Here is a 26421-nt window from a genome sequence, read left to right as displayed (position 1 = left end):
AAAACTTTTTGAAATCTGTTAGTTTAAGATATATTTGTAAAAAATAACAACCAATGAAGTTTATAGTATCGAGTTCGTACTTATTAAAGCAACTGCAAGTTTTAGGTAGTGTAATTAACAGCAGCAATACCTTACCCATATTAGACAATTTTCTTTTCGAATTAGACCATAAAAACTTAACGGTTTCCGCTTCTGATTTAGAGACCACCATGTCGGCTACTTTAGAAATCGATTCTACCAGTAAAGGCAGCGTGGCTGTCCCGGCGAAATTATTGTTGGATATTTTAAAAACATTTCCGGAACAACCGCTAACTTTCACAGTAGAAGAAAACAGTACTATCGAAATCAGCTCTAATTCGGGTAAATATGCTATTGCGTACGCTCCGGGAGAAGAATTCCCAAAATCGGTAAGCTTAGACAATCCTTCTTCTACGGTGGTTCCTTCGGAAGTATTAGCTACGGCTATTAGCAAAACCATTTTTGCCGCCGGAAACGACGATTTGCGTCCGGTTATGAGCGGTGTGTTCTTCCAGTTTTCTCCGGAAGGCTTAATCTTTGTGGCTACCGATGCGCACAAATTAGTAAAATACGCACGCACCGATGTAAAAGCGTCTCAAGTAGCTGATTTTATCATGCCGAAAAAACCTTTGAATATTTTAAAAGGTATTTTGGGCACCTCTGAATCGGATGTGACTATTGAATACAACGACTCTAACGCTACTTTTTCTTTCGACAGTTATGTATTGACTTGTCGTTTGATTGACGGAAAATATCCGAATTACGAGGCTGTTATCCCGAAAGAAAACCCGAACAAATTAATGATTAACCGCGTCTTGTTATTGAACTCTGTACGTCGTGTGGCGATTTTCTCCAACAAAACTACACACCAAATTCGTTTGAAAATTGCGGGTGCCGAATTGAATATTTCGGCTGAAGATATTGATTACTCCAACAAGGCCGAAGAGCGTTTGACTTGTGATTATCAAGGTGACGACATGCAAATTGGATTTAACTCTCGATTCTTATCGGAGATGCTAACCAACCTACAGTCGGATGAAATTATGTTGGAAATGTCGATGCCGAATCGCGCCGGAATTTTAACTCCGATAGACGGTTTGGATGAAGGCGAAACCGTAACCATGTTAGTAATGCCGGTGATGCTCAACAACTAAAAAAACTAACCTTTATACCGAAAAAGCGTCTCATTTGAAATGAGACGCTTTTTTTATTCGTGAAACGCTAAAATCGGCGTTTGCACATGATACGACAATCGTTGTGTTGTAGTGGTCGTAAACAATTCGACAAAAAAATTGCGCTTGTAGGTGAGCATCGCCAAAATATCGATTTCCTGACTTACCAAAAAGTCTTCTATGGTTTCGATGACATTTTCATTCGGAATAATATGAAACTGTAAATGTTGTTCGTCCTCAAAGTGCGACTGCCATCGTTTAATCGTTTCCGCAGTCACATCGGAGTCGGCTGTTTTTACATACAAGCATTTTACTTTGGCTTTCATCTTTTTGGCAAAAAGCAATAGTTTAACCAAGGCTTCGATGTCTTTTTTTCTGAATCGCGTCGTAAACGCTATATTTTCTATTTTCGAAAATTGGGCACCCATAGGCACGCTCAAAACAGGAACCGAAACATTACTGATTACCGAACCGGTATTGGTTCCGATAAAACTATCAAACCATCCTTCGGCTCCATTGGTTCCCATAACCACCATATCTACACTTTCCTGCGCAATCACTTTCTTTATGGAAGCCAACAAATCGCCATCCATCAAAATATGATTCATAGCTATATGCTCCAAATGATGGGCTTCGGCTATAGCCCTTAACTGTGGTAGTTTTTCTTTAAAATGATCAAAATTAGTCAGTTGAATACTATCGTAGATGGTGGCATAGTTTATTGGCATCATCTGACTTTCAATGACCGGTAATTCAAAGGTGTGCAACAACAACAATTCGGCTTTGAGTATTTTGGCCAACTCCAAAGCATATATAAAAGCGTTATCTGAAGTTTCAGAAAAGTCTAAGGGAACTAAAAATTTTTTCATACCGAGAAGCTTTAAAACGTAAAGTTACATTTTATATCACGATTTAAGATGATAATTATCAGATTCTAACGGATTTAACGACCATGTAATATAAAATCATTTCTGCTTTAGTTTTCTTAACTTTGCTGCCAACTATTTTAATATACTATGATTGCGCAGGATACTATTGTGGCATTAGCATCACCATCAGGTGCAGGTGCTATTGCCGTCATCCGGATGTCGGGACAAAAAGCGATTGCTATTGCCGATGCTGTGTTTCAATCGGTTTCCGGAAAGTCTGTTGCGAAACAAAAAAGCCATACCATTCATTTAGGTCATATTGTCGAAGACGGTAAAATATACGATCAAGTATTACTGTCTGTTTTTAAAAATCCGCATTCCTATACCGGTGAAGATGTGATTGAAATTTCCTGTCACGGTTCCACTTTCATTCAGCAACAAATCATTCAATTATTATTGCGAAAAGGGTGTAAGATGGCGCAAGCGGGTGAATTTACCTTAAGGGCTTTTTTGAATGGCAAACTCGACTTGTCACAGGCCGAAGCCGTGGCCGATTTGATTGCCTCGGATAACGAAGCCAGTCATCAAATTGCCATGCAACAAATGCGTGGCGGTTTCAGCAATGAAATAGCCAAATTAAGAGCAGAGTTACTCAATTTTGCGTCACTTATTGAACTCGAATTGGATTTTGCCGAAGAAGATGTAGAATTTGCCGACCGAACTCAATTTAAAGAGCTGTTAAACCGAATCGAATTTGTGCTCAAACGCTTAATCGATTCATTTGCCGTGGGTAACGTAATTAAAAACGGTATTCCCGTAGCCATTGTTGGCGAGCCCAACGTGGGAAAGTCAACGTTGCTCAATGCTTTGCTCAATGAAGAGCGCGCCATTGTTTCGGACATAGCCGGGACTACGCGCGACACCATAGAAGACGAATTGGTCATTAACGGTATCGGCTTCCGATTTATTGATACTGCCGGAATACGCGAAACCAAAGACGTGGTGGAAAGCATCGGCATCAAAAAAACTTTTGAGAAAATCGAACAGGCGCAGGTAGTACTATATCTGTTTGAAAGTGTAAAGTTTCAGGTTTCAAGTTCAGAATTTATAATTGAAATCGAAAAAATTAAAAATCAGTTTCCCCTAAAACCTTTGATTGTAGTTATCAATAAGATTGATTTAATTTCAAAAGCAGAAATCGAGAACATCCGTAAGCAACTTGAAGCAGTAAACGTAAAACTTGAAACCATTTCAGCCAAAACCAATACCGGTATTGAGAGCCTAAAAGACCAATTGCTCTCGTTTGTTAATACCGGTGCTCTGCGGAATAACGAAACCATCGTCACCAATACACGTCATTATGATTCGTTACTCAAAGCGTTAGAAGAAATCCAAAAAGTACAGTTTGGCTTACAATCGGGATTATCCTCAGATTTAATGGCCATCGACATCAAACAAGCTTTGTATTATTTTGGCGAGATTACCGGGGAAGTTACTAATGATGAGCTTCTGGGCAATATTTTTGCTAACTTTTGTATTGGGAAATAATGTATTTTTACGAGTAGTAAAATTTCAAAATGTCAAAACATAAACCTGGCAATTCCTTTTTGAAAAAATAAAACCAACCCTATATGAACTTCAAAGACAGTTTGAAAAAGATATCGCATTGGTTTTTAAAGAGACCTGCCACTTCCGGTGTTGTCGTTTTCATCATCACACTCGCTTTAGTAAGTGTAGTGATAAAGTTGCGCTATGAAGTGGTAAAAGAAAATGAACGTAGGGAAATGTCAAACATTCTCAATGTCGTTCAGCAAAATTTTGAGCAAGTTTTAAAAAACAGTTACACGTGTGCCTTAACATTGGCCATGACCATTAATGACGAAGGGAAACCCGAAAATTTTGAAAAAATTGGGGCGGAATTAGTCGATAAAAACAAAGCCATTGATGCGGTTCAATTAGTCCCGAACGGAGTTATCAAATACGTTTACCCTTACGAAGAGAACAAAGCCGCTATCGATTACGACATTCTCAATACGCCTTATGTAAAATTGGAAGCTCAAAAATCGGTGAACTCAAAATTAATGTACTTTGCCGGGCCACTCAAATTAAAACAAGGTGGCTTAGGTGTTGTAGGGCGTTTACCGGTGTATAAAAACAACCGATTTTGGGGATTTTCAGCGGTGGTTATTCATTTGGAGACGTTAATCCGAGAATCCGGTTTGAATACGATTGACGATACTAAGTATTACTTTCAATTTTCCAAAACCAACCCAACTACCGGTAAAGAAGAATTTTTTCTGCCGCATCGAACCAGTATGAAAAAGAAATCCTATTTGATGGTTCATATCCCCGATGGTGATTGGAAATTGTACCTCATTCCCCGAAATCAAAACAGCATTATAAATCAGCTTTACACTTCTATTTCCTTGGGATTATTACTTTCCTTTATAGCCGGGTTGTGGATTACCAGTATTTTAAAAAAGCCCGCCGAATTGCAGAAATTAATTGAGATTCAAACTCAAAAAATCATCAAACGCGAAGCCGAGTTCAGTGCCATTGTCGATCAGGCTCCGGTAGGCATTGCTAAAATTGACACGGCCACCGGTCATTTTATCACGATTAATAAAGAATATGCCCGCATCGTGGGTTACACTACCGATGAACTTTTACAGTTGAGTTTTCAAGACATTACCTATCCTGATGATTTGCAAGCCGACTTGGACAACATGGAAAAAATCAAAAGCGGTGCGATTAAAGATTTTTGGATGGAAAAAAGATACATCCACAAAAACGGAAATATTGTTTGGGTGAATCTGATTGTAGCGGTATTGTGGAAAGAAAATAATACCGTATTAAATCACATTGCCATCGTTGAAGACATAACCGATAAGAAAAAAGCGGAAGAAGAGCTCAATCGTTCTTTTGAATTGGTTTCGGAACAAAACAAACGATTACTCAACTTTTCGTATATCGTTTCGCATAATTTGAGATCGCATACCAGCAACATCGAATTGATTTCAAATCTGATGGAAGGCGTAAAAACTCAGGAAGAGCAAGAAGAAATGGTCGATTTGCTCAAGAGAGTTTCCAAATCGCTCGACGAAACGATGCGAAATCTGAATGAAGTAGTCAACATCCGAACCAATATCAACCTGACCATCGAAAGTTTAAACCTGCATCATTTTATAGAAAGAAGTATTGCTGTACTGAACAAACAAATACAAGATAAAGAGGCTACCGTAGAAAACTTAGTGCCGCCACACATTCAAATCACCTACAACGCAGCCTACTTAGAAAGCATACTGCACAATTTTATATCGAATGCCGTTCGCTACAGTCATCCCGACCGAAAGCCGATGATTTCCATTACATATAATGAAAAAAATAAAGCTTTAACCATAGCCGATAACGGTATTGGAATTGATTTGAAAAAGAACGGCGACAATCTGTTCGGTATGTACAAAACCTTCAACAGCAATCCGGACGCCAAAGGTATTGGCCTTTTTATCTCTAAAAATCAGATTGATGCCATGGGAGGTCGCATAGAAACACAAAGTGAAGTGAATAAAGGTACTACGTTTACCATTTTCTTCAAATAAAAAAGCCTGTTGGAATCAACAGGCTTTTTTTATCTTTCCAAACAAACTATTGCACTACTATCTTTTGGACAGCCGAACGGTTGTTGCTGATTACTTTGGCCAAATAAATTCCGGCCGATACTTTCACCTCAAAACGACTTTCGCCCGTAAATGACTGTTCAAAAACCTTCACACCCATAGTATTGTAAAGTTCCAAAACACCGGCCTCATGAATCCCCGACACGGTAAAGCTGCCGTAAGTCGGATTCGGATATAAAGCAAAACGCAACATGTCATTAGGTGCCACAGCTAACGAAGAAAACCAAGGTTCTCCGGCGTGTGAACCCCAAATGTAATCGGCTAAGTTGGGATAATCAATAAAGGGATTGCGATTCATTTGCCAGGTGTAAATGTAATTGTTGCGATTCATTTCAAAATCATCTCTCGGATCGGTAACATTCCATGTCAACAACGAAGCCAAATCACCCAACTGTCCTACAGTACTATCCGGTAAATCGCCATTCACCACACTCAAAGCATTATAGCGAACCGCCATGTAAAAAATAGAACGAGCCACATCGCCTTTCCAAGAGCCTTGTGTACCGTTAGGCCCATTGTATCCGGTTAAACCGTAATCTTTATTACTGCGTGACGTATTTTCAGGTCCATCTTCGGCACGAATGTGGTGCGAATCACCATGACCGGCGGCAATATCATCGGGACCGGTAGCCGCCCAAACATTGATACCATCGGGAATATCGGAAGTTGCATTGGCAAATCCGCCGCGCGATTGCGGATAAATATGTTCTCGGTTCCAGGAACCTACATTACTGGACGTACTTTGAAAATCCAATTTGGCTCGGGGAGTTTCCACATACATTAACCAAACCTGGTTGCTGTTAAGCGGATTCTGATCGGCTACTTTCAAAATATCGGTAACATCACCGTAACTGTGCGCCCGAACGACTGAGGGGTTGGCAATAATGCCTTGCAAAGCTTGTTTTAATGCCGCGCCCGATAATCCTTCAATAGCGTCATAGTAACCGGCCGGAGCCGTACTGGTCACGTTCCCGTAAGTCGGATTTAAAGGCGTTCCGAAAGGAAGTGTCGTAAAATCATTATCCACCACACGAATATCAATATTATCGTTTAAGCGAATAAAACCCGAAGGTAAGGTCCCAAACCTGATGCGTAAAACCTCATCGCCTTCGTCAATGGTGTCGTCAACCAATGTAATCGTAGTGGTAAATGTGTTGGTGCCGGACGGAATCAAAACAGTAGTGTTTCCGGTAAAGTCGGCATTCGTAAATGAGCCGCTATTAAGTGTAAAAGTAAAAGTCAAATCGGAAGTCACATTAGTTTGCGTGGTAAACGTAATCGGAAAGCTACTGCCCTCATTTTTATGAGCCGTGTTTACCGTAATGGTTATACCGTTAAAAACAATTCCGCTTCCGTCATTAAGCGCTCCCGGGGTTGGCGCTTTTACCTCCCAAGTACCGTCGCTTTTACGCTGAATCGATTGTGTGGTTCCCTGACTGTTTGCGTTTTCATTCACCTGAGTAGTTACACCTAATAAAGTTTGCAGCGATGAAGCCTGTGTATTATTATTGGAATGCACCAAAGCATCTACCAAATTAGTGGTAGTCGCAGTCGTATTTAAAGGAAAATCGGAAGTAGAACCCAAATACAAACCTACCCCATCCGGACCATTTTGGATGCTGCTATTGTTAAAAATACGTTCCGGAACCGGAGACACTAAATTGTTTCCTACCACAACCAAACCATTGGCATCGGTAGTTAAGCCATTGAGACTAATCGTATAATAACTCTTGTCGGCCAAAGAACCGGTACCGTTAAAAAATACAAGAACATAGCCATTCAGGGAAAAGAAAGGAGTGGCCGATTTGATTTCTATAAATTCTTTATCATCGGTACTGGGCGTATCTGAATCGAATTCATTAATAAGCACTTGAGACTGGGCAATTGATGTGGACGCCATCAACAGCCAAAAAAATAATTTTTTGAGCATTAATTGAAATTTTGTCAAATGTATTGATAAGCCCCATAATTACAGAAATTTTATATTTTTTATAAATGTTAATTAACGCTTCTACTTTATTTTTAAAGAAAAAACTTAAATTATTTGTCGCCGTTAGAAGAAATTTACTATATGATGTTAAAACACATATTTTTGCACGCAACTAGGTTGAGAATGCTGATAATAAATAGAAATGCATTACTTTTACTTTGATTATAAGCAATCCTAATGTTTGAGTTTTTTGGTTACATCGGAGCCTTTTGTATTGGTTTGGTATTGGGAATCACCGGCGGTGGTGGTTCCATCTTAACAGTTCCGATATTGGTATATCTGCTGAGTCTCAATCCGGTAATTGCTACGGCCTATTCCTTGTTTATTGTAGGGACTACTTCGGCTTTCGGAACTTTTCAAAATTTCAAAAAAGGATTGGTAGCACCCAAAACCGCATTACAATTTGCCGTTCCCTCGGTCATTGGGGTTTATCTTACCCGAAAGTTTATCGTGCCGGCCATACCTGATCCGGTATTTTATTTTGCTTCTTTTCAATTCACGAAAAGCACTTTGGTGATGTTATTGTTCGCTGTGGTGATGTTTTGGGCCGCAGTAGCAATGCTCAAAAAAGATACTGATACAACCGTGACCAAAACCAAGCATCCTTTTTTCACCCTTTTAAAATTATTTTTGGTAGGTGTCTTAATCGGTTTAATTGGTGCCGGTGGTGGCTTTTTAATTATTCCGGCCCTGATGCGATTGGCACAACTGACTATTAAAAAAGCTATCGGTACTTCTTTGCTGATAATTACCCTCAATTCACTGATAGGGTTTTTAGGCGATGTACAAACCATGACAATCGACTGGCCTTTTTTATTGTCTTTTACCGGCTTATCTGTCATTGGGATATTTATCGGCTTGTATGTTCAAAAATATATTAATGAAAAACTGCTCAAGAAAATATTCGCCCTGTTTATCTTAGTGATGGCTTTCTTTATTTTTTACAAAGAAGTTTTTTCATAAAGTATTCCAAATTCAAAATAGTATTGTTTATCTTATCGTTACTTTTGTACAAACCATTTTACTATGAAAATTGAACAAATATATACCGGATGCATTGCTCAAGCAGCCTATTATTTAGAAGATAATGGGGAAGCCGCCATTTTTGATCCGCTACGCGAAGTACAACCGTATTTAGATAAAGCAGCCAAAGATAACGCCAAAATAAAGTACATTTTTGAAACGCATTTTCATGCTGATTTTGTATCCGGTCATTTAGATTTGGCTCAAAAAAGTGGTGGTGCTATAGTATACGGACCAACTGCCACGCCACATTTTAAAGCCATTATTGCTACCGATAATCAGGAATTCAAAGTAGGCCGTTACACCGTAAAAGCCATTCACACTCCGGGTCATACCTTAGAAAGCACTTGTTACTTGCTGACCGATGAAAACGGAAAACCACATGGCATTATTACAGGCGACACTCTATTTATAGGTGATGTGGGCCGACCTGATTTGGCTCAAGCATTAACCGAAGAATTAACTCAGGAAAAATTAGCCTCTTATCTTTACGATTCATTACGCCATAAAATCATGCCATTGAACGATGACTTAATTGTATATCCGAGTCACGGTGCCGGAAGTGCTTGCGGCAAAAATATGAGCAAAGAAACTACGGATACTTTAGGCAATCAGAAGAAAACCAACTATGCCTTGCGTGCGGATATGAGCAAGGAAGAATTTATAAAAGAACTTTTAGAAGGCTTGGGAGCACCTCCGGCCTATTTTCCTCAAAACGTACTGATGAACATTCAAGGGTATGAAAGTTTGGATACTATCATCGAAAAAAGCAACATCGCATTATCGCCTGCCGCTTTTGAAGCCGCTGCCAACCAAGGTGATGTTATTGTTTTAGATGTTCGTCATGAAAATGATTTCGTGAAAGCCCATATCCCTAACTCGATTTTTATCGGCATTCAGGGGAATTTCGCCCCATGGGTAGGTGCATTACTGAAAGATGTACATCAAAAATTAGTATTGGTAACCCCGGAAGGACGAGAAGAGGAAACCATTACCCGACTTTCCCGCGTTGGGTTTGACCATGTTTTGGGGTACCTGCAAGGCGGCATAGATGCTTGGGTAAACGCCGGATTTGAAACCGATAGTATTGCTTCTATTTCTCCGGAAGAATTTTCGGCCAAAAGAACCTCAGACAGCCTTGTAATTGATGTGCGTAAACCGGGAGAATATGAGGCTGAACATGTAGAAAATGCAGTTAACATTCCGCTGGATTCGGTAAATGAAAATTTTCAAAGTATTCCGAAAGATCAACCTTTCTTCCTGCATTGTGCCGGAGGTTATCGTTCGGTAATCATGGCTTCGATTCTTAAATCGCGAGGTATTCATCAGATGATAAATGTAGAAAAAGGAATGAACGGCATCAAGCAAACCAATGTACCTTGTACACAATTTGTATGTCCGTCTACCAAAAAATAAACCGTAAAAAAAACCAAAATTTACTCGTATAGTATTGCAATTTAAATACATTTGCAGACGTTAAAATTTAAAACAGAAAAATGAAAAAATTAATTCTTTTAGTAGCCGTAGCTTTTACTGTGTTTTCGTGTAAAAATTTAGCTGAAGGCGAATATATTGTTACCGGAAAAGTAAAAGGTGTGAAAACCGGCTTGGTATTTTTAGAAAAACAAGGTCCGATGGGAATGGGATTTGCCGCTATCGATACGGTGAAAATTGTAGATGGCGCTTTTGAATTCAAAGGAAAAACCAATGAGCCTGAAATTCATTTTATTCAAATAGATAAAGTCAACGGAAAACTTCCTATCATTTTAGAAGGCGGAGAAATCAATGTGGAAGTGAACAAAGACAGCTTGGTAAAATCTAAAATCAGCGGAACCTACAGCAACGAAGAGTTTACCAAATTCAACAATGAATCGGAAAAAATTCAAAAGAGATTGCAAGGCAAAGTAATGGAGTTTCAAATGAAAAACAGAACCGCAATCGAAGAAGCGCAGAAAAATAATGATACTGCTGCATTGAACAAGCTAAGAAAAGAGTATGATATCATTCAAAAAGACATCACCGATTATACCTTTGGTTATCCTAAAACGCATCCTAAATCATTTATCAGTGTATTGATTGTGCAAATGATGGCCGGCAATCCGAAGTTTACTCCGAAGGATATTGAAGACAATTACAATGCGTTAGACGAAAGCTTGAAAAAAACCAAACCGGGTAAATCCATCAAAGAAAACATTGATGCTTTAAAAAAAAAGCCAGCAGCGGGACAACCCTCGTCGTTAATCAAATAGCGCCTGCCTTTTCAGGACCCGATCCTAAGGGAAAACAAATTGCACTAAAAGACCATTTAGGTAAAGTAACGCTTTTAGATTTTTGGGCTTCTTGGTGTCCGCCTTGTCGGAAAGCCAATCCTGAGATTGTAAAGTTGTATCAAAAATACCATAGCCAAGGACTGAATATTATCAGTATTTCCATGGATGATGACCGAGCCAAATGGGAACAAGCCATTGCCAAAGACGGATTGACTTGGCCGCAAATATCCAACTTAAAAGAAATGGAAGATCCTATTGCTAAACTATATGGAATTTCATTGTTACCAACCACATTTCTTTTAGATAAAAAGGGCAAAATCATAGGTATCGATTTACCGCATGATGCCATGGAAGCCAAAATAAAGGAACTTTTAAAGGCTAACTAATCAATTTTGATATCCCCTGATACCAAATCTCCTTCGGGAGATTTTTTTATTTTACTTATATCCAAAGTCTTAAAAAAAACCTTTCTGATTTTAGACTATTTTATTTGCGAACCCCAAAAGTGTTTCTATATTTGCAGTCGCGAAAGCATTGGGGAGATACTCAAGCGGCCAACGAGGGCAGACTGTAAATCTGCTGACTAAGTCTTCGCAGGTTCGAATCCTGCTCTCCCCACAAATAAAAAAACAAAAAGTCTCAAAACCCTGCAAATCTTAGGATTTGCAGGGTTTTTGTTTTTCTGTTACCTCCAAATTATTCATTCTATCTTAAAGCTTAAGGGGCAAAATCGAGACCCTAACATTTTCTCAAATCCAGGGTCTCGCTAAATCTTCTTAAGCCTTACAAACACTGTACTTTCAAGCAGTTCACTAACCCGTTCAAAAGCTGTACCTCTTGTTTGTTATGACTCAGGAATTTAAATTGAATAATCATTAAAAGGTCACCACCATGAAAACAAAAATCACTTTGCATTTCTATGCTAAAAGCACGAAAATGAATGCTGATGGTAAATTACCAATCTATGTTCGATTAACAATTAATGGTCAGCGATTAGAATTTAGTTCTAAAAAGTTTATCAAAAAATCAAAATGGCTACCGGAGCTAGCAAAAATGAAAGGTCATTCAGAAGAAGCACGTTCAATTAATAGTTATCTCGACATGATGAGATCTAAAGTTTTAAGTGCTGAAATGTCTTTAATGCATCAGAACGAAATAGTCTCCATTGAGAGTTTCAAATCTATTTTACGAGGAATATACAAAAATCACCCAACTCTTGTTGAAGTTTTTCAGGATCATAATAACAAAATGAGAGCACTAGTCGGAAAACAATATGCCTCGGGAAGACTACAAAGGTTTGAGGTTACTTTAAATCATCTTAAAAACTTCCTTAAATGGAAATATGATGATAATGATATTTTGCTCTTAAAAATTGACTATGCCTTTATAACAGAATTTGAATTCTACCTTCGAAGCGTAAAAAACTGTGCTAATAACACCGCAGTTAAGTATGTTCGAAACTTTAGGAAAATCATCAATATCTGTCTGAACAATGATTGGATAGAGAAAAACCCTTTCAGTAAATATGAAGGCAAAGTTTATGAAGTTGACAAAGAGTTTCTGACCGAAGAAGAAATCCAAAAAATCTATTCCAAAAAATTCATGAATACTCGGTTAGAACAAGTAAGAGACATATTCATTTTCTGCTGCTTTACCGGCTTAGCCTACATTGATGTGCAACAACTCCGAAAAGACCATTTAGGAATTGGAATAGATGGCAACAAATGGATATTTAAGAATCGACAAAAAACAGATACACGTTCAAAGATTCCTTTGCTTCCTATTGCGGAAGAACTAATTCAAAAATATGCAGACCATCCTAAATGTTTAAATGAAGATAGAATTCTCCCTGTTCTCAGCAATCAGAAGATGAATAGTTACTTAAGAGAAATAGGAGATGTTTGCGGCATTCAAAAAGAAATAACATTTCATATGGCGCGCCATACATTTGCCACTAGTGTCACTCTAGCTAACGGGGTATCCATCGAAAGTGTTAGTAAAATGCTTGGCCACAAAAGCTTGAGAACGACACAACACTATGCCAAGGTAGTTGACAAAAGAGTCAGTGATGACATGGCTGTTCTAAAACAAAAATTATCAGTTCAAACACTTGTCAAAACCTCTTAAAAAAATATTCTGTAAAAATAATTCAAACTAATGAACGTTGTTCAAAAAAATAATTATCTTTGACTCGTAAATATGATTATGAGTACAGCAGATAGAAAGGCAAGAGATAAAGAAAACCTGAAAGCCCTTATCCTACAAGGAGCTAAAAAACTCTTTTTGGAAAAAGGAATTGAACAAACAACAATAAGAAATATAGCAGATGAGATTGATTACAGCGTTGGAACGGTTTATGTTTATTTCAAAGATAAAAATGCTATTCTTCACGATATTCACACAATTGGCTTTCAGGAATTAGGGGGTAGCTTCACTGAACTCTTCACTATTGAAGACCCTATGGATCGACTGAGAAAGATGGGCATTTTCTATATGAAGTTTGCTATTGAGAATTCTGAAATGTACGATTTGATGTTTAATGTAAAAGCTCCTATGGAGTTTATTGAACATTCTGAAAAGGAGGAATGGAACGAAGGTGTCGGTACTTTTAATGCTTTAAAAAATACAGTTGCCCAATGTATGGAAAAAGGACATTTTAAAGGACATTCACTCGAACCACTATCCTTTATGATTTGGGGAGTAGTACACGGCATGTGTTGCCTCGAAATTCGTCAAAGAACCAAGGGCGTAAAATTCTCAAAACCCGAAACCATTTTAATGGATGGTTATCATGAATTTTTAAAGATCATTGAAAAACTGTAGTATTTTTTTAATCTAAAAATTGAACGTTGTTCAATTATAAAACATTGTTTACCATGAAAAATATATTGGAAATTATGAAAAATAAAAACGAAGTTTTATTGATGTACGGAGCCATTTGTTTGTTGGGCGCACTGGTTTGCATCATCATAAGCAGGTATAGCGTTTTGGAAGTCATGGGGGTAAATGCCTGGATGAAACCGATTAAGTTTTTCATATCCGTGACCGTTTTTAGCTGGACTATGGGATGGTATTTACAGTATTTGGAAAATCAAAGGCAAGTTGAAATTTACAGTTGGTCGATGGTAGTCTTATTTTCGGTAGAAATGGTGCTGATTATTTACCAGGCTGCCCAAGGCAAGATGTCGCATTTCAATCAAGAGACCGCGATTGACCGAACGATATTCAGCCTGATGGCACTGGCCATTACCGTGTTGATGTTGCACACACTTTACATTGCTATTTTATTTTTTAAACAATCCCAATTTGAAGCACCCGAAACTTTAATTCTGGCCGTAAAACTCAGCCTGCTGGTAACCGTACTTTTTGCCTTTGAAGGCTTTGTGATGGGAGCGGCTTTAAAACACACCATTGGGAGTCAAGACGGCTCCCAAGGACTGCCGTTAGTGAATTGGAGTACCCGCCATGGCGACTTACGGGTAGCACACTTTTTCGGCATACACGCCCTTCAAATCATTCCCCTACTCTCCTATTGGTTGGCCCGAAGCAAACGAGAAGTAATGGTTATTGCCTTCGTCTATTTTGCTTTTGTGAGCTATACCCTATGGCTAGCCCTGCAAGGAAAACCATTAATTAAATTATAAATCCATTAAATCTATACCAGATGAAAACAGTCCTCAGCAGTATTTTGCTCCTATTGACCCTTATCTCCTTTGGCCAAAACGGCGTTATTAAAGGAAAAATAACCGATAAACAATCGGAAACACCGCTCCCCGGTGCTATCATCACCCTAGAAAATGTTGTCAATGCCGAAACCACCAGCGATGCTGACGGAAATTTTCAAATTAACAATGTACCCTTGGGAAGACAACTCATTACCGTGCGCTACATTGGCTATATGCCTGTTACCGTTCCTAATATTGAAGTAACATCGGGTAAAGAAGTATTCCTAACCATAGTGCTCACGGAAAATTTTAATGCCTTAGACGAAGTGGTTATCAAAGCGGAAGCCGGTAAAGTTAAAGCCATCAATAAAATGGCAGCGGTTTCCGCCAGACAATTCAGTTTGGAAGAAGTAAACCGTTATGCCGGTGGCCGAAGTGATGTTGCTCGATTGGTCGCTAATTTTGCCGGGGTGTCCACGGCTAATGACAGTCGGAATGACATCGTAGTAAGAGGAAACTCGCCGGCAGGTATGTTATGGCGGATAGAAGGTATTCCGGTCCCCAGTCCTAATCATTTCGCTACTTTAGGTACTACCGGCAGTCCGGTGTCAGCTTTAAATCCAAATTTATTGGCGAACTCCGATTTCTTGACCTCTGCTTTCCCTGCGGAGTACGGCAATGCCATCAGCGGTGTGTTTGATTTGAATTTCAGAAAAGGGAATACCGAAAAATATGAGTTCATGGTGGGCGTTGGCGCCTATCCCGGTGCCGAGTTCATGGCAGAAGGTCCGTTAGGCAAAAAAGGCGGTTCCTTCGTGGTGGCCGGCCGATACGGTATCGCAGGGTATCTGGGTGGTGCCGGCACTGGAACAGCGATTCCTAACTACAACGACATTGCTTTTAATGCCGATTTCGGCAAAACAAAATGGGGCACTTTTGCGGTGTACGGTATAGCCGGAATTTCTAATATTGAGTTTCTGGGCAAAGATGCCGAAGAAGATGATCTCTTTTCGGCCAAAGATGCCAATCAGGAACTGCGGTCTGATTTTGGGGTTTTGGGAGTTTCCCACAAACTGTTTTTCAATCAAAAAACGTTTATAAAAACCAACCTATCGGTAACGGGAAGTTCCAATAAATATGATGAAGAAAGAATATACAATTTAGATACCCCAACCGAAACAACAATACCGTTCACGGCAAGCGACAATACCGAAAACAGAGTAACTTTCAGCTCTTATTTGAATTCCAAAATCAATAAAAAGATTACTTTGAAAAGCGGAGTATTGCTCGAGCGGTTTGCTATTGATTACAGCTTAAACGACAGAGACCGCCAAGAGGATGCTGATGGTGATGGCTATCCCGATTTCAATTCGATTTACAATACCGAAGGTAATTATACCGTATTTCAACCCTATACCCAAGGACAATTCCGACTAACGGAAACATTGGTGCTGAATGCCGGTTTGCATGGACAATTGTTTTCGGTGACCAACGAGTTTGTTTTAGAACCGAGAACGTCATTAACCTATAGTATCAATGCCAAAAACAGTATTAATTTGGGCTACGGCATACACCATCAAAATGTACCGGCGCCAATCCTGTTTCAAAATGAAAATGTGAACGGGAGTTTGGTGCAAACCAACCGCCACCTCGACTTGGTGAGAAGCCAACATTTTGTGATGGGTTATGATATAAAACTAGCCGATAAATGGCGTGGAAAGTTGGAAGTGTACTATCAGTATATTGACAAAGCCGCAGTTGAAAATTTTGACAGCAGCTACTCCTCCTTAACCGAAGGATCTGATTTTGGCTATTCTACCGATAAAACCTCATTAGTGAGTAAAGGCAGAGGGGTTAATCAAGGAATTGAGCTAACCCTTGAAAAGTTTTTCAGCAAAGGCTATCATGCGCTTTTTACCACCTCGCTCTTTCAAAGTAAGTATGAGGGAAGCGATGGTGTGGAAAGAAATTCTCCGTTCAATAACCAGTATGTAATTAATGCACTTGGGGGTAAAGAATTTAAAATGGGCAAGCGTAAAAAAAATACTTTTTCCTTAGATGGTAAAGTAACGGCTGCCGGTGGTCGTTTTTATACTCCGGTCGATTTGGCGGCTTCCCAAGCAGCCGGCTACGAAATTAAAGAAAATGACAAAGCGTTCAGCCTGCAATACGACCCTTACTTTAGACTCGATTTGCGAATGGGTTTCAAATTTAATAGCAGTAAAAAGAAACAGTCTCACCTACTCTATTTAGAACTGCAAAATGTAACCGACAACAATAATATTTTCATCAACCGCTACAATCGTTTAACCAATCAAGTGAACCGCATAGACCAAATAGGATTCTTTCCGGATTTTGGGTATAAGTTTCAGTTTTAAAAAAGGTATAGGGTTATTCTATTCAAAAATGACTTCAATGATAGTTAATTATTAAGATTCTTGACAAGCAAACAAATAGAATAGTACATTTGAAGTGTCTCCTAAATAGTTTTTTTAAATGATCGCAATCTTAAGACAGCATATCATAGACAGACTGGGTAATGATATTGACAATTTAGATTTAGTATTGAGTCATTTTGAACCCGTTAAAACCAAACGTAACCAAATATTAGTAGCGCAAGGGGAAGTTTGTCAATATGTCTATTTTATTGCCAAAGGTTGTCTGCAAGTCTATACATATGACCAAGAGGCTAACGAGACAACACGAGACATCGTAATCGAGGGCACCTGGTGTTCTGAACTCTCCAGTTTTGGCACCGGAAATCCGGCTACTGAAAATATTCGAACTATAGAGCCTTGTGAATTGTTGGCCATTGACCGGCAAAGTTTTAAGAAACTGGTAGAATCCGTTCCGCAATTTGATAAAGTATACAAACAAATTTTGGAAGCTTCCTATAACAACTCAGTGTATCGGATAAATACTTTTATGACACTTACGGCATTAGAACGTATCAAATGGTTGATGCAATTTAGACCCAAACTAATGACTCGAGTCTCGAGCAAGCTCATTGCTTCCTATCTTGGGATTAATAAAGATGTGTACAGTCGGTTAAAAGCCAAGCTCTAAAACATCGACTTTTGTCATCGTTGGCAGAAATTTTAAGTGTGAAATTTGACTATTCAATAACTTAAAATTTTTAAAAATGACAACGTATCTTTTATTATTCAGAAATGCCAGTGGCCAAGAGGGTTACTTGGCAAGCGCACAAGACATGGTGGAAGACATGCCGAAATGGCAAGCTTGGATTGGCAGCATCGCGATGCAGGGCAAGTTGGTGCACACGGCGCCTATTGAATACCAAGCTTTGGTAGCAACCAACGAGGGGATTAAGACCGGACCTTACAAAGAAGCCAACAGTGTGTTGGTGTCCGGATTCTTACTTTGCCAATCAGATGATGTAAACGAGGTAAAAGAATGGAGCACGACTTGCCCTATACTCAAGTATCCGAACAGTTCAGTTGAAATCAGACCGTTAATTCCTTTTCCAACTAATTAAAGCTTGTAACTATGGACAAAATCTTAACTTTCGGAAGATATCTTTTCCCGTTATCGTTCCTATTGTATGTTGGTTTACACCTAGGGAAGCCTGAAGTTGGCGCCGCATTCGTACCCGACTATATTCCGTTTCCTTATTTTTGGAATTACTTTACTTTGTGTTGCATTCTGGCCTTTATCATTAGTGCTATCCTCGGCAAATATGACAAACTTGCCTATGTACTGATGGCTTTGTATGTAGTCCTGATGGCATTTTTAGTTCATTGGCCCAGAGCGATGGGACACGAATTAAGTTCCGACACGATGACCGGAGAGGTAAATCGGGAAAAAGAATTGGAAATGGTCAACTTCTTTAGAAATATGATGGTTACCGGTGCCTTGTTAGCCTTCGCCAAATATGTGGCTAGAGATAAGCGCATTATCGGTTAAATAACAAAAAGCCAAGTCAAATGACTTGGCTTTTTAAATCCTAAGAGAATTACTTCTTATTACCGACTTTCTTCCGTCTTTTGATGATTTCCTGACTATTGGTATTGGCCCAATCAATGATGTATTCCATTTGATGCATCAAGCTCAATCCCAAATCGGTCAACTCATATTCTACCCTCGGAGGTACTTCAGGATATACTTTTCGCAAAACCAAACCATCACTTTCTAAATTGCGCAGGGTTACGGTAAGCATCCGTTGCGACACATCGCCTATGCGATGTTTGAGTTCATTAAAACGCATTTTCCCATACCCTCCCAAAGCATATATAGATAACAATGTCCATTTGTCGCTAATTCGGGCAATAATGTCGCGTACAGGGCAAACACCATTTTTGGTTGCATTGGCGTGTTCAAAAATATTTTGAAATTTTTTATCGGTTGCAATCGCTTTAGTTTCCATAATAGTTACATAACTGTTCCTTAGTAATGCTGCTGTCCCCTCTTGTACATACAATAGTTACTATTTAATTTTGAGTTCTCAAAAGTAACTATAGTAAATTAAAAAAATCATTAAAATGGGAAAAATTTTTGTCACCGGTGCCACCGGTACCAACGGAAAAGCCTTAGTCGAAGCACTGCTTAAAAAAAACGCTGATTTTGTAGTGGGAAGTCGAAATGTTGCGGAGGCGCAACGAATATTGGACCAAGCAGTTGACATCCGAAGATTTGACTTTTCGGATGCGACAACCTATACGGAAATCGGTAAAGAAATTGATAAGGTATTTCTTTTAGGGCCACCTTTAACTCTAAAAGTGGATGAGCTAATCAATCCGTTCTTAGACTTTTTAAAAAGTAAAAAAATCACCAGAGTCGTCTATTTTTCGGCAATGGCGGCAGACAAAATGGGTACTAAACTGGATTTTCATACCAAAATTGAACAAAAGCTAAAAGACGACAACTTTGATTATACGATTTTAAAACCATCCTTTTTTGCTCAAAACTTTAAAAATTACGAGTCCGAAAACATCCTGGAAAGAAATATCGTGTTTATGCCGGCAGGCAATGGTAAAGCCGGTTTTGTTGATGTTAAAGATATAGCCGCTGTAGCCGCAGTAACATTAACAACTGAAGGGCATACCAAAAAAACCTACGAATTAACAGGACCGGAACTTCTTTCTTATAAAGAGGTTGCCTCACTACTATCTGAAGTGCTGCATAAAGAAATCATCTATCCGAATCCGTCGGTGGACCAATTCAAAGAGGTATTGCAAAATGCAGGTGCACCTGCCTTTATTGGCGAATACCTATCAAATGTTTATCAGGTTATTGCTAACAACGAAGTCAATTATGTGACTAACGATGTAGAATCTATAACCGGCAAAAAACCAACTGCTTTAAAAGAAGTAATCACTCGGGATTTCCTTAGCTGAATATAAATATCTAAAATGCCAAATTTTACAATTTGGCATTTTTTTATTTCATAACCGGCAATCGCTTCAATTTAAAAGTACTTGAATGTAATAGTTTTAAACTCAAAAGCTACATTTATAAAAAAATGGATTCTGTTTTTAACAAAAACTGTAACAATACTTAAAAATCAAATACTTATGGGCAAGTAATTCCGGTTTGTTATGGTAATCAACAAAAATATCTTTTCTGACAATAGCGGCAATGAATTGCGTCTGTCGAGCATTATTCAAACGGAACAAAAAGTACCCTTTCAAAACTTTTCGGCAAAATATGTCGCTTCCGGGAATGAAGTTTATACCCTAAACAACAAAAAATTTGTTGTCAAGCAAGGAGAATATGTAATCGGCAACAAGAACACCACTTCAAGTGTCTTAATAGACAATACTTCACCGGTAAATGGAATTTGTATTGATATTGCAAAAGAAATGATCACTGATATTATTGATTTTCAATATCAAAAAACAACCGCTTTCTCAGATTTTTTATTTGAACAAGAATGGATGGTACAAAAATACAATGCCAATAATACTTCTTTTGGCTATGCTTTGCAGCAATTGTCAAATGAATTTGAAAATTTACGTAATGAAAAAACTACAGTAAGTAAAGAATTATTCTATGCTGTAGCCGAATGTATTGTAAAAGACCAAAGCCAAATTTTTAAGGGCTTCAATGCTTTAAAATCAGTCAAGCAGGAAACAAATGGTCGATTATTTAATTTTATTTATGAGGCTAAAAACTACATGGATGACTGTTTTCTTGAAAAAATTAATATCGAATTAATAGCCCAAGAAGCTAAGCTGTCAGAATATCATTTTATCAGGTTGTTCAAAACCGTTTTTAACATAACGCCCTATCAATATATCATCCAACAACGATTAGCGTATGCTCAAAATTTATTATTACAAAAATACAGCCTATCGGAAATTGCCCTGCTAACTTCTTTTGCAGATAGCGCGTCTTTTTGCAAAGCATTTAAACTAAAATATGGCTGCACTCCAAAGCAATTTACCAGTATAAATTAGCAATTTTTGACAATCCTTTTATGGCCGTAGATTTTAATTTTGAATGAAAAATTCAAAGTGTTGAATCTAAAAGAAAATAAAATGACAAAAATCATTATCAAAGTAGCTGTTTTATTGTTTTGTGCTGTAAGCTCTTGTTTTTCACAAGAACAAACTTGGAAAAAACTAACCACCGAACCATATCCCGGCAAACAAGACGATATCACCTTCATAGATGAAAATACAGGATGGTATGTTAACGGCTATGGGAAAATTTTCCATACCACCGACGGCGGCACTACTTGGGAAAAACAAGTGGAACAAAAAGGAACTTTCTTCAGAACCATCGCCTTTGTTGATGAGAATGTTGGATTTGCAGGAACTGTGGGTACCGAATATTTCCCCAATGTAACCGATACTATTCCGCTATACAGCACCAAAGATGGTGGCAAAACATGGAAACCGGTAAACTATAAAGGGTCTTATGTAAAAGGATTATGTGCCATCGATTTGGTTAAAGAACAATATATCAATCACGGAAAAATTGATTACAAAACACACCTCTTTGCGGTAGGTCGTGTAGGTAGTCCGGCAAATATTATGATGTCGCATGATGGTGGAGAAACTTGGACATCAAAGAGTATGAATAACTATTGTAAAATGCTGTTTGACATCAAAATGTTCAACAAAAATGAAGGAATTGTTTGTGCTGCAACCAGCGAGGATATTACACAATCCAATGCCCTTATTTTAAAAACCACTGATGGTGGAGAAACATGGCAAAAAGTATATCAATCGACCCGACCTTATGAAACCACCTGGAAAGTTTCGTTTCCCACTAAAGATGTTGGATATGTGACCATTCAATCGTACAATCCGGATCCAAATGTAAAACAACAGCGGATAGCAAAAACTACAGATGGCGGCAAAACATGGACAGAAATTAACTTAGTCGAAGATGCCGGTACACGGGAATTCGGTATCGGGTTTATTGATGAAAACCACGGATTTGTCGGCACCATGAATAGCGGATTTGAAACCATAGACGGAGGAGTTACTTGGCAGAAAATAGATTTAGGCAGAGCTTGTAATAAAATTCGAATTTATAAAGACAAGAAAGGCAACATCTATGGATATGCTATTGGTGTAAATGTTTTTAAACTGTAAATTATTTTTACAATTCTTTCATCCAAATAATGACAATCAAAAAAGATATCTTTTTAAAAGCAATAAAATCAATAGCCTTTATTATTGTCTTTGGTGGTATTGGTTTTTTTGCCGGTAAAATGGGAATAGCCGCTTCTTCTGGTATGTCAAAATTGACATTCATCACGTTATTGCTGCTCTTTGTACCCATCTTTTTAGTGGTAATCGCCATTCATGAAGCCGGCCATGCCTTAGCTGGAGTCTGGATGAAATTTAATTTCAAAATCTATATCGTGGGTCCGTTTATGTGGGAAAAGAACAATAATAAATGGAGATTTAAGTGGAATAAAAATGTCAATACAGCGGGCGGCTTAGTAATTTGTATGCCGGTTGGGACTGAAAATATCGCCAAACGATTTTCTGTATATGCCGCTGGTGGACCAATTGCCAGTCTCACTCTGAGTTTACTCTCCTATGTATTGTACTACTCTTTACCAACGCATATCGAAAGTCAATTAATAACAAATTCATTGCTTATTATGGCTGTACTATCGCTAATCATATTTATATCCACAGCCATTCCGTTAAGAGCTAATGGATTTTCATCAGACGGCGCACGGGTACTGCGTATACTCAAAGGAGGTGATACAGCTCGATTTGAATTGTTAATTTTAAAATTAATTACAAACGCTTACGCAGGAATAAGACCAAGTGAAATCGACCAAAACGAGCTTAATGAAGCTTTAAGTCTAGCTAAAAAGTTAAAAGCTCCTTTTGGAGTTTATCTTCATAGTTTTTTACATCAATCAGAACTTGATCGGGGTAATATTGATAGTGCAGAGCAACACCTCCTCAACTATATCAAAGAAGTCGATTCAATTCCAAAAGGAATTCGAAATATAGTGTGGCTCGATGCAGCCTTCTTTTATGCCTTCGCAAAAAAAGACATAACTCAAGCTACAAACTATTGGAACAATTTTGAACCTGCCGCTTTAATCCCCAAAGCACAAATCCGAGCTACAAAAGCCGCAATGAATGTATTAAAAAATGAGAGTGAACTTGCATTAAGCAATTTAGAATCGGCGGAAAAAGAAATAGTAAATATGCTTGACCGTGGACTGAGCATAGCTTTACAAGAAAGAATTTCGGTATTGAAAAAAGACATTAATGTTTAAGAATCAAAAAACTTAGTATCCAAAAAAACTTTGCAAAAATATCTTTATGAAATCTATATAATTACAGTTTTTATGTATTTTTATTAAGTACTCAATTCCCGAATCACACACCATAACATTTGATTCGGGAATAACACTTCTATAGCTTTGTTGCATCATTCTTCTAAGCATGCAAAGCCAATCCTACCAACAGCGGATGAAAAATGTTTACCGGATGCTATTCGAATTAGCAACCGGTAATTTGGCTTATAGAATAGAACCAACTCCTTCGAATGATGAAATAGAGAAACTAAGTAGCGTACTTAACACCTTAGGATTGACACTTCAAAATACGATTGCAAAATCAGGCTATGTCATTCCCTACTATAACTATCAAAGCGTTATCCAAAATACTTTTTTACTGGGTATAGATTTCAATATCAAAAGCTTTAATGCTTCCGTCATTTCAAATCTCAGCTATAGTCCTGACGAGCTGAACAAAATGGTATTTGATGAAATGATAGCACCACAATCAGCAGATGTCTGGCAAAGCATAAAACAGGAAATCCTAAAAGATGTAGAATATCATTCCACGATTCAATTAGTTTTAATAACCGGAAATAAAAAACTACTCCCATTACACTTTACAATCTCTAAACTACTTATGAGTAATGAGATTTTAATAACTTCATTAACAACTGTACTTCAGGATTCTCTTGGTGACACTTTTAATTCAAATAATAAACCAACATCGCCCACAAAAGATTCTGCAATAATCCAAAACGTTTACGACTACATACTAAACAATCTCGAGGAACCACTTCCTCCGTTAAAAGTTCTGGCACGAAGATTTGGCTCTAACGAATTCAAATTAAAAGAAGGATTCCGTCATTTTTTCAATACAAGTATATACCAACTCTACAATAATGAAAGGCTAAAGAAAGCTCACAACTTAATTCTTCAAACCGATATATCGCTAAAAGAAATTTCATTTCTCTGTGGTTTTAATTCTTACCTAAATTTTTATAAAGCTTTCAAAAAAAAATACCGATACGCACCTAGTGAGCTCAGTAGAAAAACTACTCTTTAGAATAGTTATCATACGCATTTGAATATCTATAACAAATTGTTTTATAGAATTTTACACTACAAAACACTGCAAAATGAAGATTAGTAAAACCATACGTGAAATTTGCATTCAAACCATATGCGCAATGTATATAGTACTATTTGTGTATGCTGCAACCAGTAAAATCCTAGATTACGAAAATTTTACAGTTCAAATTGGTCAGTCTCCGTTACTAAGTGTGTTTGCCGGATTAATCTCTTGGCTCATACCAACAATTGAAATTATCTTAGCATTACTGCTAATGTCCAAAAAAACACAGTTTTTGGCGCTAAATGCATCATTCGTTTTGATGATGATGTTCACAGCATACATTTTCATCATTTTAAACTTTAGTGCTTATGTTCCCTGCTCTTGTGGTGGAGTACTCGAAAAAATGAGCTGGACAGAACACATGTATTTCAACATCGCGTTTTGTTTACTGGCACTAATTGCAATAATTTTTTCATTACAACAGCTTCCTTTACAAAGCAATACATCGAAGCGAAAATCGAAACTTCTTTTACTAGTAATGGCTGCAGCCTTAGGCATCGCCATAGTTTACGGCTCGTTTTTGAAGTCAGAACACATCATTCATCAGGAAAATAATTTCGTCCGCAGATATCCTCCACATTTATACAAAAGGATGGCAAAATTAGAACTGAAATACGGAGGCTACTATTTCGCAGGTTATTCAAACGATACTATTTACATGGGAAACTACCGTGCTCCGCTCGCAATTCTAGCAATTAGTTCCGACCTTAAAAATGCCGTAGAGCACAAAATAGAATTAAATAACTATGATTTACCATTCCGCGCGGCAAACGTACGAGTGCTCAATCAAAACTTCTTTCTCAGCGATGGCACTGTTCCTTGCTTGTTTAGGGGAGATATTTCATCATGGAATGCCACACAATTGTCAATCCCTAAAAAAAAGTTTTCGGCATTTGAACCAATCGATTCTGCAACAGCCGTCATCAGAAGCAGAAAGCCTATGATTAACGAGAGCATAGTAGGATTAATCAATTTATCGAAACAAAACAGTGAAATATTTTGGAATAACAAGGTACTGGAAAAGCAAATTGATGGTGTGTTTGATTGTGATGGAATATTGAATTACAATATCGAATTGGGATATATCATTTACACCTACTACTATCGAAACCAATTCATTGTATCAGACAATACGTTAAAAATTCAATACAGAAATAATACAATAGATACCACCACAAAAGCGAAAATTAAAATAGTAAAGCTTAAAAACGGAGACCGAAAAATGGCTATTCCACCGGTAACGGTTAACCGATTAATGACCACATCAGGAAAATACTTGTTTGTAAACTCAGACATTCGCGGGCACTATGAATCACTAAAACTATGGAAACAATCCCTTCCTGTAGATGTGTACAATTTAGTCACCAAAGAGTACATGTATAGCTTTCAAGTACACAACATAAAGGGAAAAAAACCCAATGCAATGTTTGCGGCAAAAAATACAGTCTATTTCGTTTTTGACAAAACCATGGTGGGTTACAAATTAGACAAATCGGTAATCAAAAACAATATCAGGAATGAGATCGAACACCTGTAGAAAAAAGTAGATCATTTATAAACTTAATTCTTTACATTATGAAAAATGCAAAATTGTTTTTGTCAGTAGCACTTTTCAGTGTTGCCGCAGTGGGTGCATTCGCAACTACTGCCTCCAAAACAAAAGCTGTAACAGTATCCGGTTACATCAAACAGGGTCCTAATTGTATCTACAAGAATGAATGCTCTGCAGATCCAACCTTAGTACTTTGTACTGAAACAAACACCGGTGGTGCTCAAGTTTTTGGCATGGATCCAAATGATTGTACTGTTGATTTGTGGAGAATCCACTGAGAAACAAAACAATTAAAAAAAGACAGTTCATTAGGCAATGAACTGTCTTTTCA

The 26421-nt window shown here is 37.9% G+C and carries 24 protein-coding genes and 1 tRNA gene; 22 read left to right on the top strand and 3 right to left on the bottom strand.

Translation table 11 applies throughout. The features are described from left to right. The first annotated feature begins 53 nt into the window (after nucleotides 1-53). Nucleotides 54-1172, top strand: coding sequence for a DNA polymerase III subunit beta (gene dnaN / locus QHT84_RS11190; RefSeq protein WP_283239655.1), 1119 nt, complete (start codon nucleotides 54-56; stop codon nucleotides 1170-1172). A 53-nt stretch (nucleotides 1173-1225) separates the two neighbouring features. Here dnaN and QHT84_RS11185 read toward each other — a convergent pair whose 3' ends face one another. After that, nucleotides 1226-2059, bottom strand: a complete 834-nt coding sequence (locus tag QHT84_RS11185; protein WP_283239654.1) for a universal stress protein — start codon at nucleotides 2057-2059, stop codon at nucleotides 1226-1228. A gap of 147 nt (nucleotides 2060-2206) precedes the next feature. On the opposite strand from QHT84_RS11185, the gene mnmE reads away from it, so the two are divergent. Beyond that, nucleotides 2207-3607, top strand: coding sequence for a tRNA uridine-5-carboxymethylaminomethyl(34) synthesis GTPase MnmE (mnmE, locus tag QHT84_RS11180; RefSeq protein WP_283239653.1), 1401 nt, complete (start codon nucleotides 2207-2209; stop codon nucleotides 3605-3607). An 83-nt stretch (nucleotides 3608-3690) separates the two neighbouring features. After that, nucleotides 3691-5658 (top strand): sensor histidine kinase, encoded by a 1968-nt coding sequence (locus QHT84_RS11175; protein ID WP_283239652.1) that lies wholly within the window; start codon nucleotides 3691-3693, stop codon nucleotides 5656-5658. A 46-nt stretch (nucleotides 5659-5704) separates the two neighbouring features. Here QHT84_RS11175 and QHT84_RS11170 read toward each other — a convergent pair whose 3' ends face one another. Further along, nucleotides 5705-7666 (bottom strand): endonuclease, encoded by a 1962-nt coding sequence (locus tag QHT84_RS11170; RefSeq protein ID WP_283239651.1) that lies wholly within the window; start codon nucleotides 7664-7666, stop codon nucleotides 5705-5707. Between the two features lie 237 nt (nucleotides 7667-7903). Here QHT84_RS11170 and QHT84_RS11165 point away from each other — a divergent pair, with 237 nt between their 5' ends. The 12 genes from QHT84_RS11165 (at nucleotide 7904) to QHT84_RS11110 (ending at nucleotide 18608) form a co-directional block, all read left to right on the top strand. Further along, nucleotides 7904-8689 (top strand): sulfite exporter TauE/SafE family protein, encoded by a 786-nt coding sequence (locus tag QHT84_RS11165; RefSeq protein WP_283239650.1) that lies wholly within the window; start codon nucleotides 7904-7906, stop codon nucleotides 8687-8689. Nucleotides 8690-8752: 63 nt separating this feature from the next. Next, entirely contained in the window at nucleotides 8753-10165 is a 1413-nt protein-coding gene (locus tag QHT84_RS11160; protein WP_283239649.1) for an MBL fold metallo-hydrolase, read from the top strand. An 80-nt stretch (nucleotides 10166-10245) separates the two neighbouring features. Further along, a complete protein-coding gene (locus tag QHT84_RS11155) occupies nucleotides 10246-10998 on the top strand; it encodes a DUF4369 domain-containing protein (protein WP_283239648.1) in 753 nt (250 codons plus the stop codon). After that, nucleotides 10995-11405 carry a TlpA family protein disulfide reductase gene (locus QHT84_RS11150; protein WP_321169582.1) on the top strand — a complete coding sequence of 137 codons (411 nt, stop codon included), beginning with the start codon at nucleotides 10995-10997 and terminating at the stop codon, nucleotides 11403-11405. Before QHT84_RS11155 ends, QHT84_RS11150 begins: the two co-directional genes overlap by 4 nt. 150 nt (nucleotides 11406-11555) lie before the next feature. Beyond that, nucleotides 11556-11637, top strand: a tRNA-Tyr gene (locus QHT84_RS11145). Nucleotides 11638-11910: 273 nt separating this feature from the next. Next, nucleotides 11911-13146 carry a site-specific integrase gene (locus tag QHT84_RS11140; RefSeq protein ID WP_283239647.1) on the top strand — a complete coding sequence of 412 codons (1236 nt, stop codon included), beginning with the start codon at nucleotides 11911-11913 and terminating at the stop codon, nucleotides 13144-13146. A gap of 78 nt (nucleotides 13147-13224) precedes the next feature. Next, entirely contained in the window at nucleotides 13225-13842 is a 618-nt protein-coding gene (locus QHT84_RS11135; RefSeq protein WP_283239646.1) for a TetR/AcrR family transcriptional regulator, read from the top strand. A 53-nt stretch (nucleotides 13843-13895) separates the two neighbouring features. Further along, a complete protein-coding gene (locus tag QHT84_RS11130) occupies nucleotides 13896-14663 on the top strand; it encodes a hypothetical protein (RefSeq protein WP_283239645.1) in 768 nt (255 codons plus the stop codon). Nucleotides 14664-14683: 20 nt separating this feature from the next. Beyond that, the gene (locus QHT84_RS11125) at nucleotides 14684-17062 is read left to right on the top strand and encodes a TonB-dependent receptor (RefSeq protein ID WP_283239644.1); all 2379 of its coding nucleotides are present in this window, start codon (nucleotides 14684-14686) and stop codon (nucleotides 17060-17062) included. Nucleotides 17063-17180: 118 nt separating this feature from the next. Then, nucleotides 17181-17750 (top strand): Crp/Fnr family transcriptional regulator, encoded by a 570-nt coding sequence (locus QHT84_RS11120; protein ID WP_283239643.1) that lies wholly within the window; start codon nucleotides 17181-17183, stop codon nucleotides 17748-17750. Between the two features lie 76 nt (nucleotides 17751-17826). Next, nucleotides 17827-18180 (top strand): YciI family protein, encoded by a 354-nt coding sequence (locus tag QHT84_RS11115; RefSeq protein ID WP_283239642.1) that lies wholly within the window; start codon nucleotides 17827-17829, stop codon nucleotides 18178-18180. Between the two features lie 11 nt (nucleotides 18181-18191). Further along, a complete protein-coding gene (locus QHT84_RS11110) occupies nucleotides 18192-18608 on the top strand; it encodes a hypothetical protein (RefSeq protein WP_283239641.1) in 417 nt (138 codons plus the stop codon). 49 nt (nucleotides 18609-18657) lie between these two features. Here QHT84_RS11110 and QHT84_RS11105 read toward each other — a convergent pair whose 3' ends face one another. After that, nucleotides 18658-19068: a winged helix-turn-helix transcriptional regulator gene (locus QHT84_RS11105; protein WP_283239640.1), complete on the bottom strand. Its 411-nt coding sequence runs from the start codon at nucleotides 19066-19068 to the stop codon at nucleotides 18658-18660. Nucleotides 19069-19183: 115 nt separating this feature from the next. Here QHT84_RS11105 and QHT84_RS11100 point away from each other — a divergent pair, with 115 nt between their 5' ends. From QHT84_RS11100 to QHT84_RS11070, 7 genes are all read left to right on the top strand, one after another. Further along, on the top strand, nucleotides 19184-20038 hold the full coding sequence (locus QHT84_RS11100) for an SDR family oxidoreductase (RefSeq protein WP_283239639.1): 855 nt from the start codon (nucleotides 19184-19186) through the stop codon (nucleotides 20036-20038). A 201-nt stretch (nucleotides 20039-20239) separates the two neighbouring features. Then, the gene (locus QHT84_RS11095; RefSeq protein WP_283239638.1) at nucleotides 20240-21100 is read left to right on the top strand and encodes a helix-turn-helix domain-containing protein; all 861 of its coding nucleotides are present in this window, start codon (nucleotides 20240-20242) and stop codon (nucleotides 21098-21100) included. 81 nt (nucleotides 21101-21181) lie between these two features. Beyond that, a complete protein-coding gene (locus QHT84_RS11090; protein WP_283239637.1) occupies nucleotides 21182-22246 on the top strand; it encodes a WD40/YVTN/BNR-like repeat-containing protein in 1065 nt (354 codons plus the stop codon). A gap of 29 nt (nucleotides 22247-22275) precedes the next feature. After that, on the top strand, nucleotides 22276-23400 hold the full coding sequence (locus QHT84_RS11085) for a M50 family metallopeptidase (RefSeq protein WP_283239636.1): 1125 nt from the start codon (nucleotides 22276-22278) through the stop codon (nucleotides 23398-23400). A 196-nt stretch (nucleotides 23401-23596) separates the two neighbouring features. Beyond that, nucleotides 23597-24469: a helix-turn-helix transcriptional regulator gene (locus tag QHT84_RS11080; RefSeq protein ID WP_283239635.1), complete on the top strand. Its 873-nt coding sequence runs from the start codon at nucleotides 23597-23599 to the stop codon at nucleotides 24467-24469. A 73-nt stretch (nucleotides 24470-24542) separates the two neighbouring features. After that, on the top strand, nucleotides 24543-26075 hold the full coding sequence (locus QHT84_RS11075) for a MauE/DoxX family redox-associated membrane protein (protein ID WP_407649243.1): 1533 nt from the start codon (nucleotides 24543-24545) through the stop codon (nucleotides 26073-26075). A 38-nt stretch (nucleotides 26076-26113) separates the two neighbouring features. After that, nucleotides 26114-26368, top strand: coding sequence for a DUF6520 family protein (locus QHT84_RS11070; protein ID WP_283239633.1), 255 nt, complete (start codon nucleotides 26114-26116; stop codon nucleotides 26366-26368). The last annotated feature ends 53 nt before the right edge of the window (nucleotides 26369-26421 follow it).

The organism is Flavobacterium sedimenticola, from assembly GCF_030053345.1.
In the GTDB taxonomy this organism is placed as follows: Bacteria; Bacteroidota; Bacteroidia; order Flavobacteriales; family Flavobacteriaceae; genus Flavobacterium; species Flavobacterium sedimenticola.
The sequence above is the reverse complement of the archived record's forward strand: the minus strand, read 5'-3'. Positions and strand labels throughout refer to the sequence as shown.

Excerpts from the sequence above, each read along its gene's own strand:
- mnmE (WP_283239653.1), top strand. The coding sequence starts at position 2,207 with ATGATTGCGCAGGATACTATTGTGGCATTAGCATCACCATCAGGTGCA.
- QHT84_RS11095 (WP_283239638.1), top strand. The coding sequence starts at position 20,240 with ATGGTAATCAACAAAAATATCTTTTCTGACAATAGCGGCAATGAATTG.
- QHT84_RS11080 (WP_283239635.1), top strand. The coding sequence starts at position 23,597 with ATGAAAAATGTTTACCGGATGCTATTCGAATTAGCAACCGGTAATTTG.
- QHT84_RS11175 (WP_283239652.1), top strand. The coding sequence starts at position 3,691 with ATGAACTTCAAAGACAGTTTGAAAAAGATATCGCATTGGTTTTTAAAG.
- QHT84_RS11155 (WP_283239648.1), top strand. The coding sequence starts at position 10,246 with ATGAAAAAATTAATTCTTTTAGTAGCCGTAGCTTTTACTGTGTTTTCG.
- QHT84_RS11120 (WP_283239643.1), top strand. The coding sequence starts at position 17,181 with ATGATCGCAATCTTAAGACAGCATATCATAGACAGACTGGGTAATGAT.
- QHT84_RS11170 (WP_283239651.1), bottom strand. The coding sequence starts at position 7,666 with ATGCTCAAAAAATTATTTTTTTGGCTGTTGATGGCGTCCACATCAATT.
- QHT84_RS11070 (WP_283239633.1), top strand. The coding sequence starts at position 26,114 with ATGAAAAATGCAAAATTGTTTTTGTCAGTAGCACTTTTCAGTGTTGCC.
- QHT84_RS11135 (WP_283239646.1), top strand. The coding sequence starts at position 13,225 with ATGAGTACAGCAGATAGAAAGGCAAGAGATAAAGAAAACCTGAAAGCC.
- QHT84_RS11100 (WP_283239639.1), top strand. The coding sequence starts at position 19,184 with ATGGGAAAAATTTTTGTCACCGGTGCCACCGGTACCAACGGAAAAGCC.
- QHT84_RS11075 (WP_407649243.1), top strand. The coding sequence starts at position 24,543 with ATGAAGATTAGTAAAACCATACGTGAAATTTGCATTCAAACCATATGC.
- QHT84_RS11105 (WP_283239640.1), bottom strand. The coding sequence starts at position 19,068 with ATGGAAACTAAAGCGATTGCAACCGATAAAAAATTTCAAAATATTTTT.
- QHT84_RS11110 (WP_283239641.1), top strand. The coding sequence starts at position 18,192 with ATGGACAAAATCTTAACTTTCGGAAGATATCTTTTCCCGTTATCGTTC.
- QHT84_RS11130 (WP_283239645.1), top strand. The coding sequence starts at position 13,896 with ATGAAAAATATATTGGAAATTATGAAAAATAAAAACGAAGTTTTATTG.
- QHT84_RS11125 (WP_283239644.1), top strand. The coding sequence starts at position 14,684 with ATGAAAACAGTCCTCAGCAGTATTTTGCTCCTATTGACCCTTATCTCC.
- QHT84_RS11160 (WP_283239649.1), top strand. The coding sequence starts at position 8,753 with ATGAAAATTGAACAAATATATACCGGATGCATTGCTCAAGCAGCCTAT.
- QHT84_RS11085 (WP_283239636.1), top strand. The coding sequence starts at position 22,276 with ATGACAATCAAAAAAGATATCTTTTTAAAAGCAATAAAATCAATAGCC.
- QHT84_RS11185 (WP_283239654.1), bottom strand. The coding sequence starts at position 2,059 with ATGAAAAAATTTTTAGTTCCCTTAGACTTTTCTGAAACTTCAGATAAC.
- dnaN (WP_283239655.1), top strand. The coding sequence starts at position 54 with ATGAAGTTTATAGTATCGAGTTCGTACTTATTAAAGCAACTGCAAGTT.
- QHT84_RS11115 (WP_283239642.1), top strand. The coding sequence starts at position 17,827 with ATGACAACGTATCTTTTATTATTCAGAAATGCCAGTGGCCAAGAGGGT.
- QHT84_RS11090 (WP_283239637.1), top strand. The coding sequence starts at position 21,182 with ATGACAAAAATCATTATCAAAGTAGCTGTTTTATTGTTTTGTGCTGTA.
- QHT84_RS11140 (WP_283239647.1), top strand. The coding sequence starts at position 11,911 with ATGAAAACAAAAATCACTTTGCATTTCTATGCTAAAAGCACGAAAATG.
- QHT84_RS11165 (WP_283239650.1), top strand. The coding sequence starts at position 7,904 with ATGTTTGAGTTTTTTGGTTACATCGGAGCCTTTTGTATTGGTTTGGTA.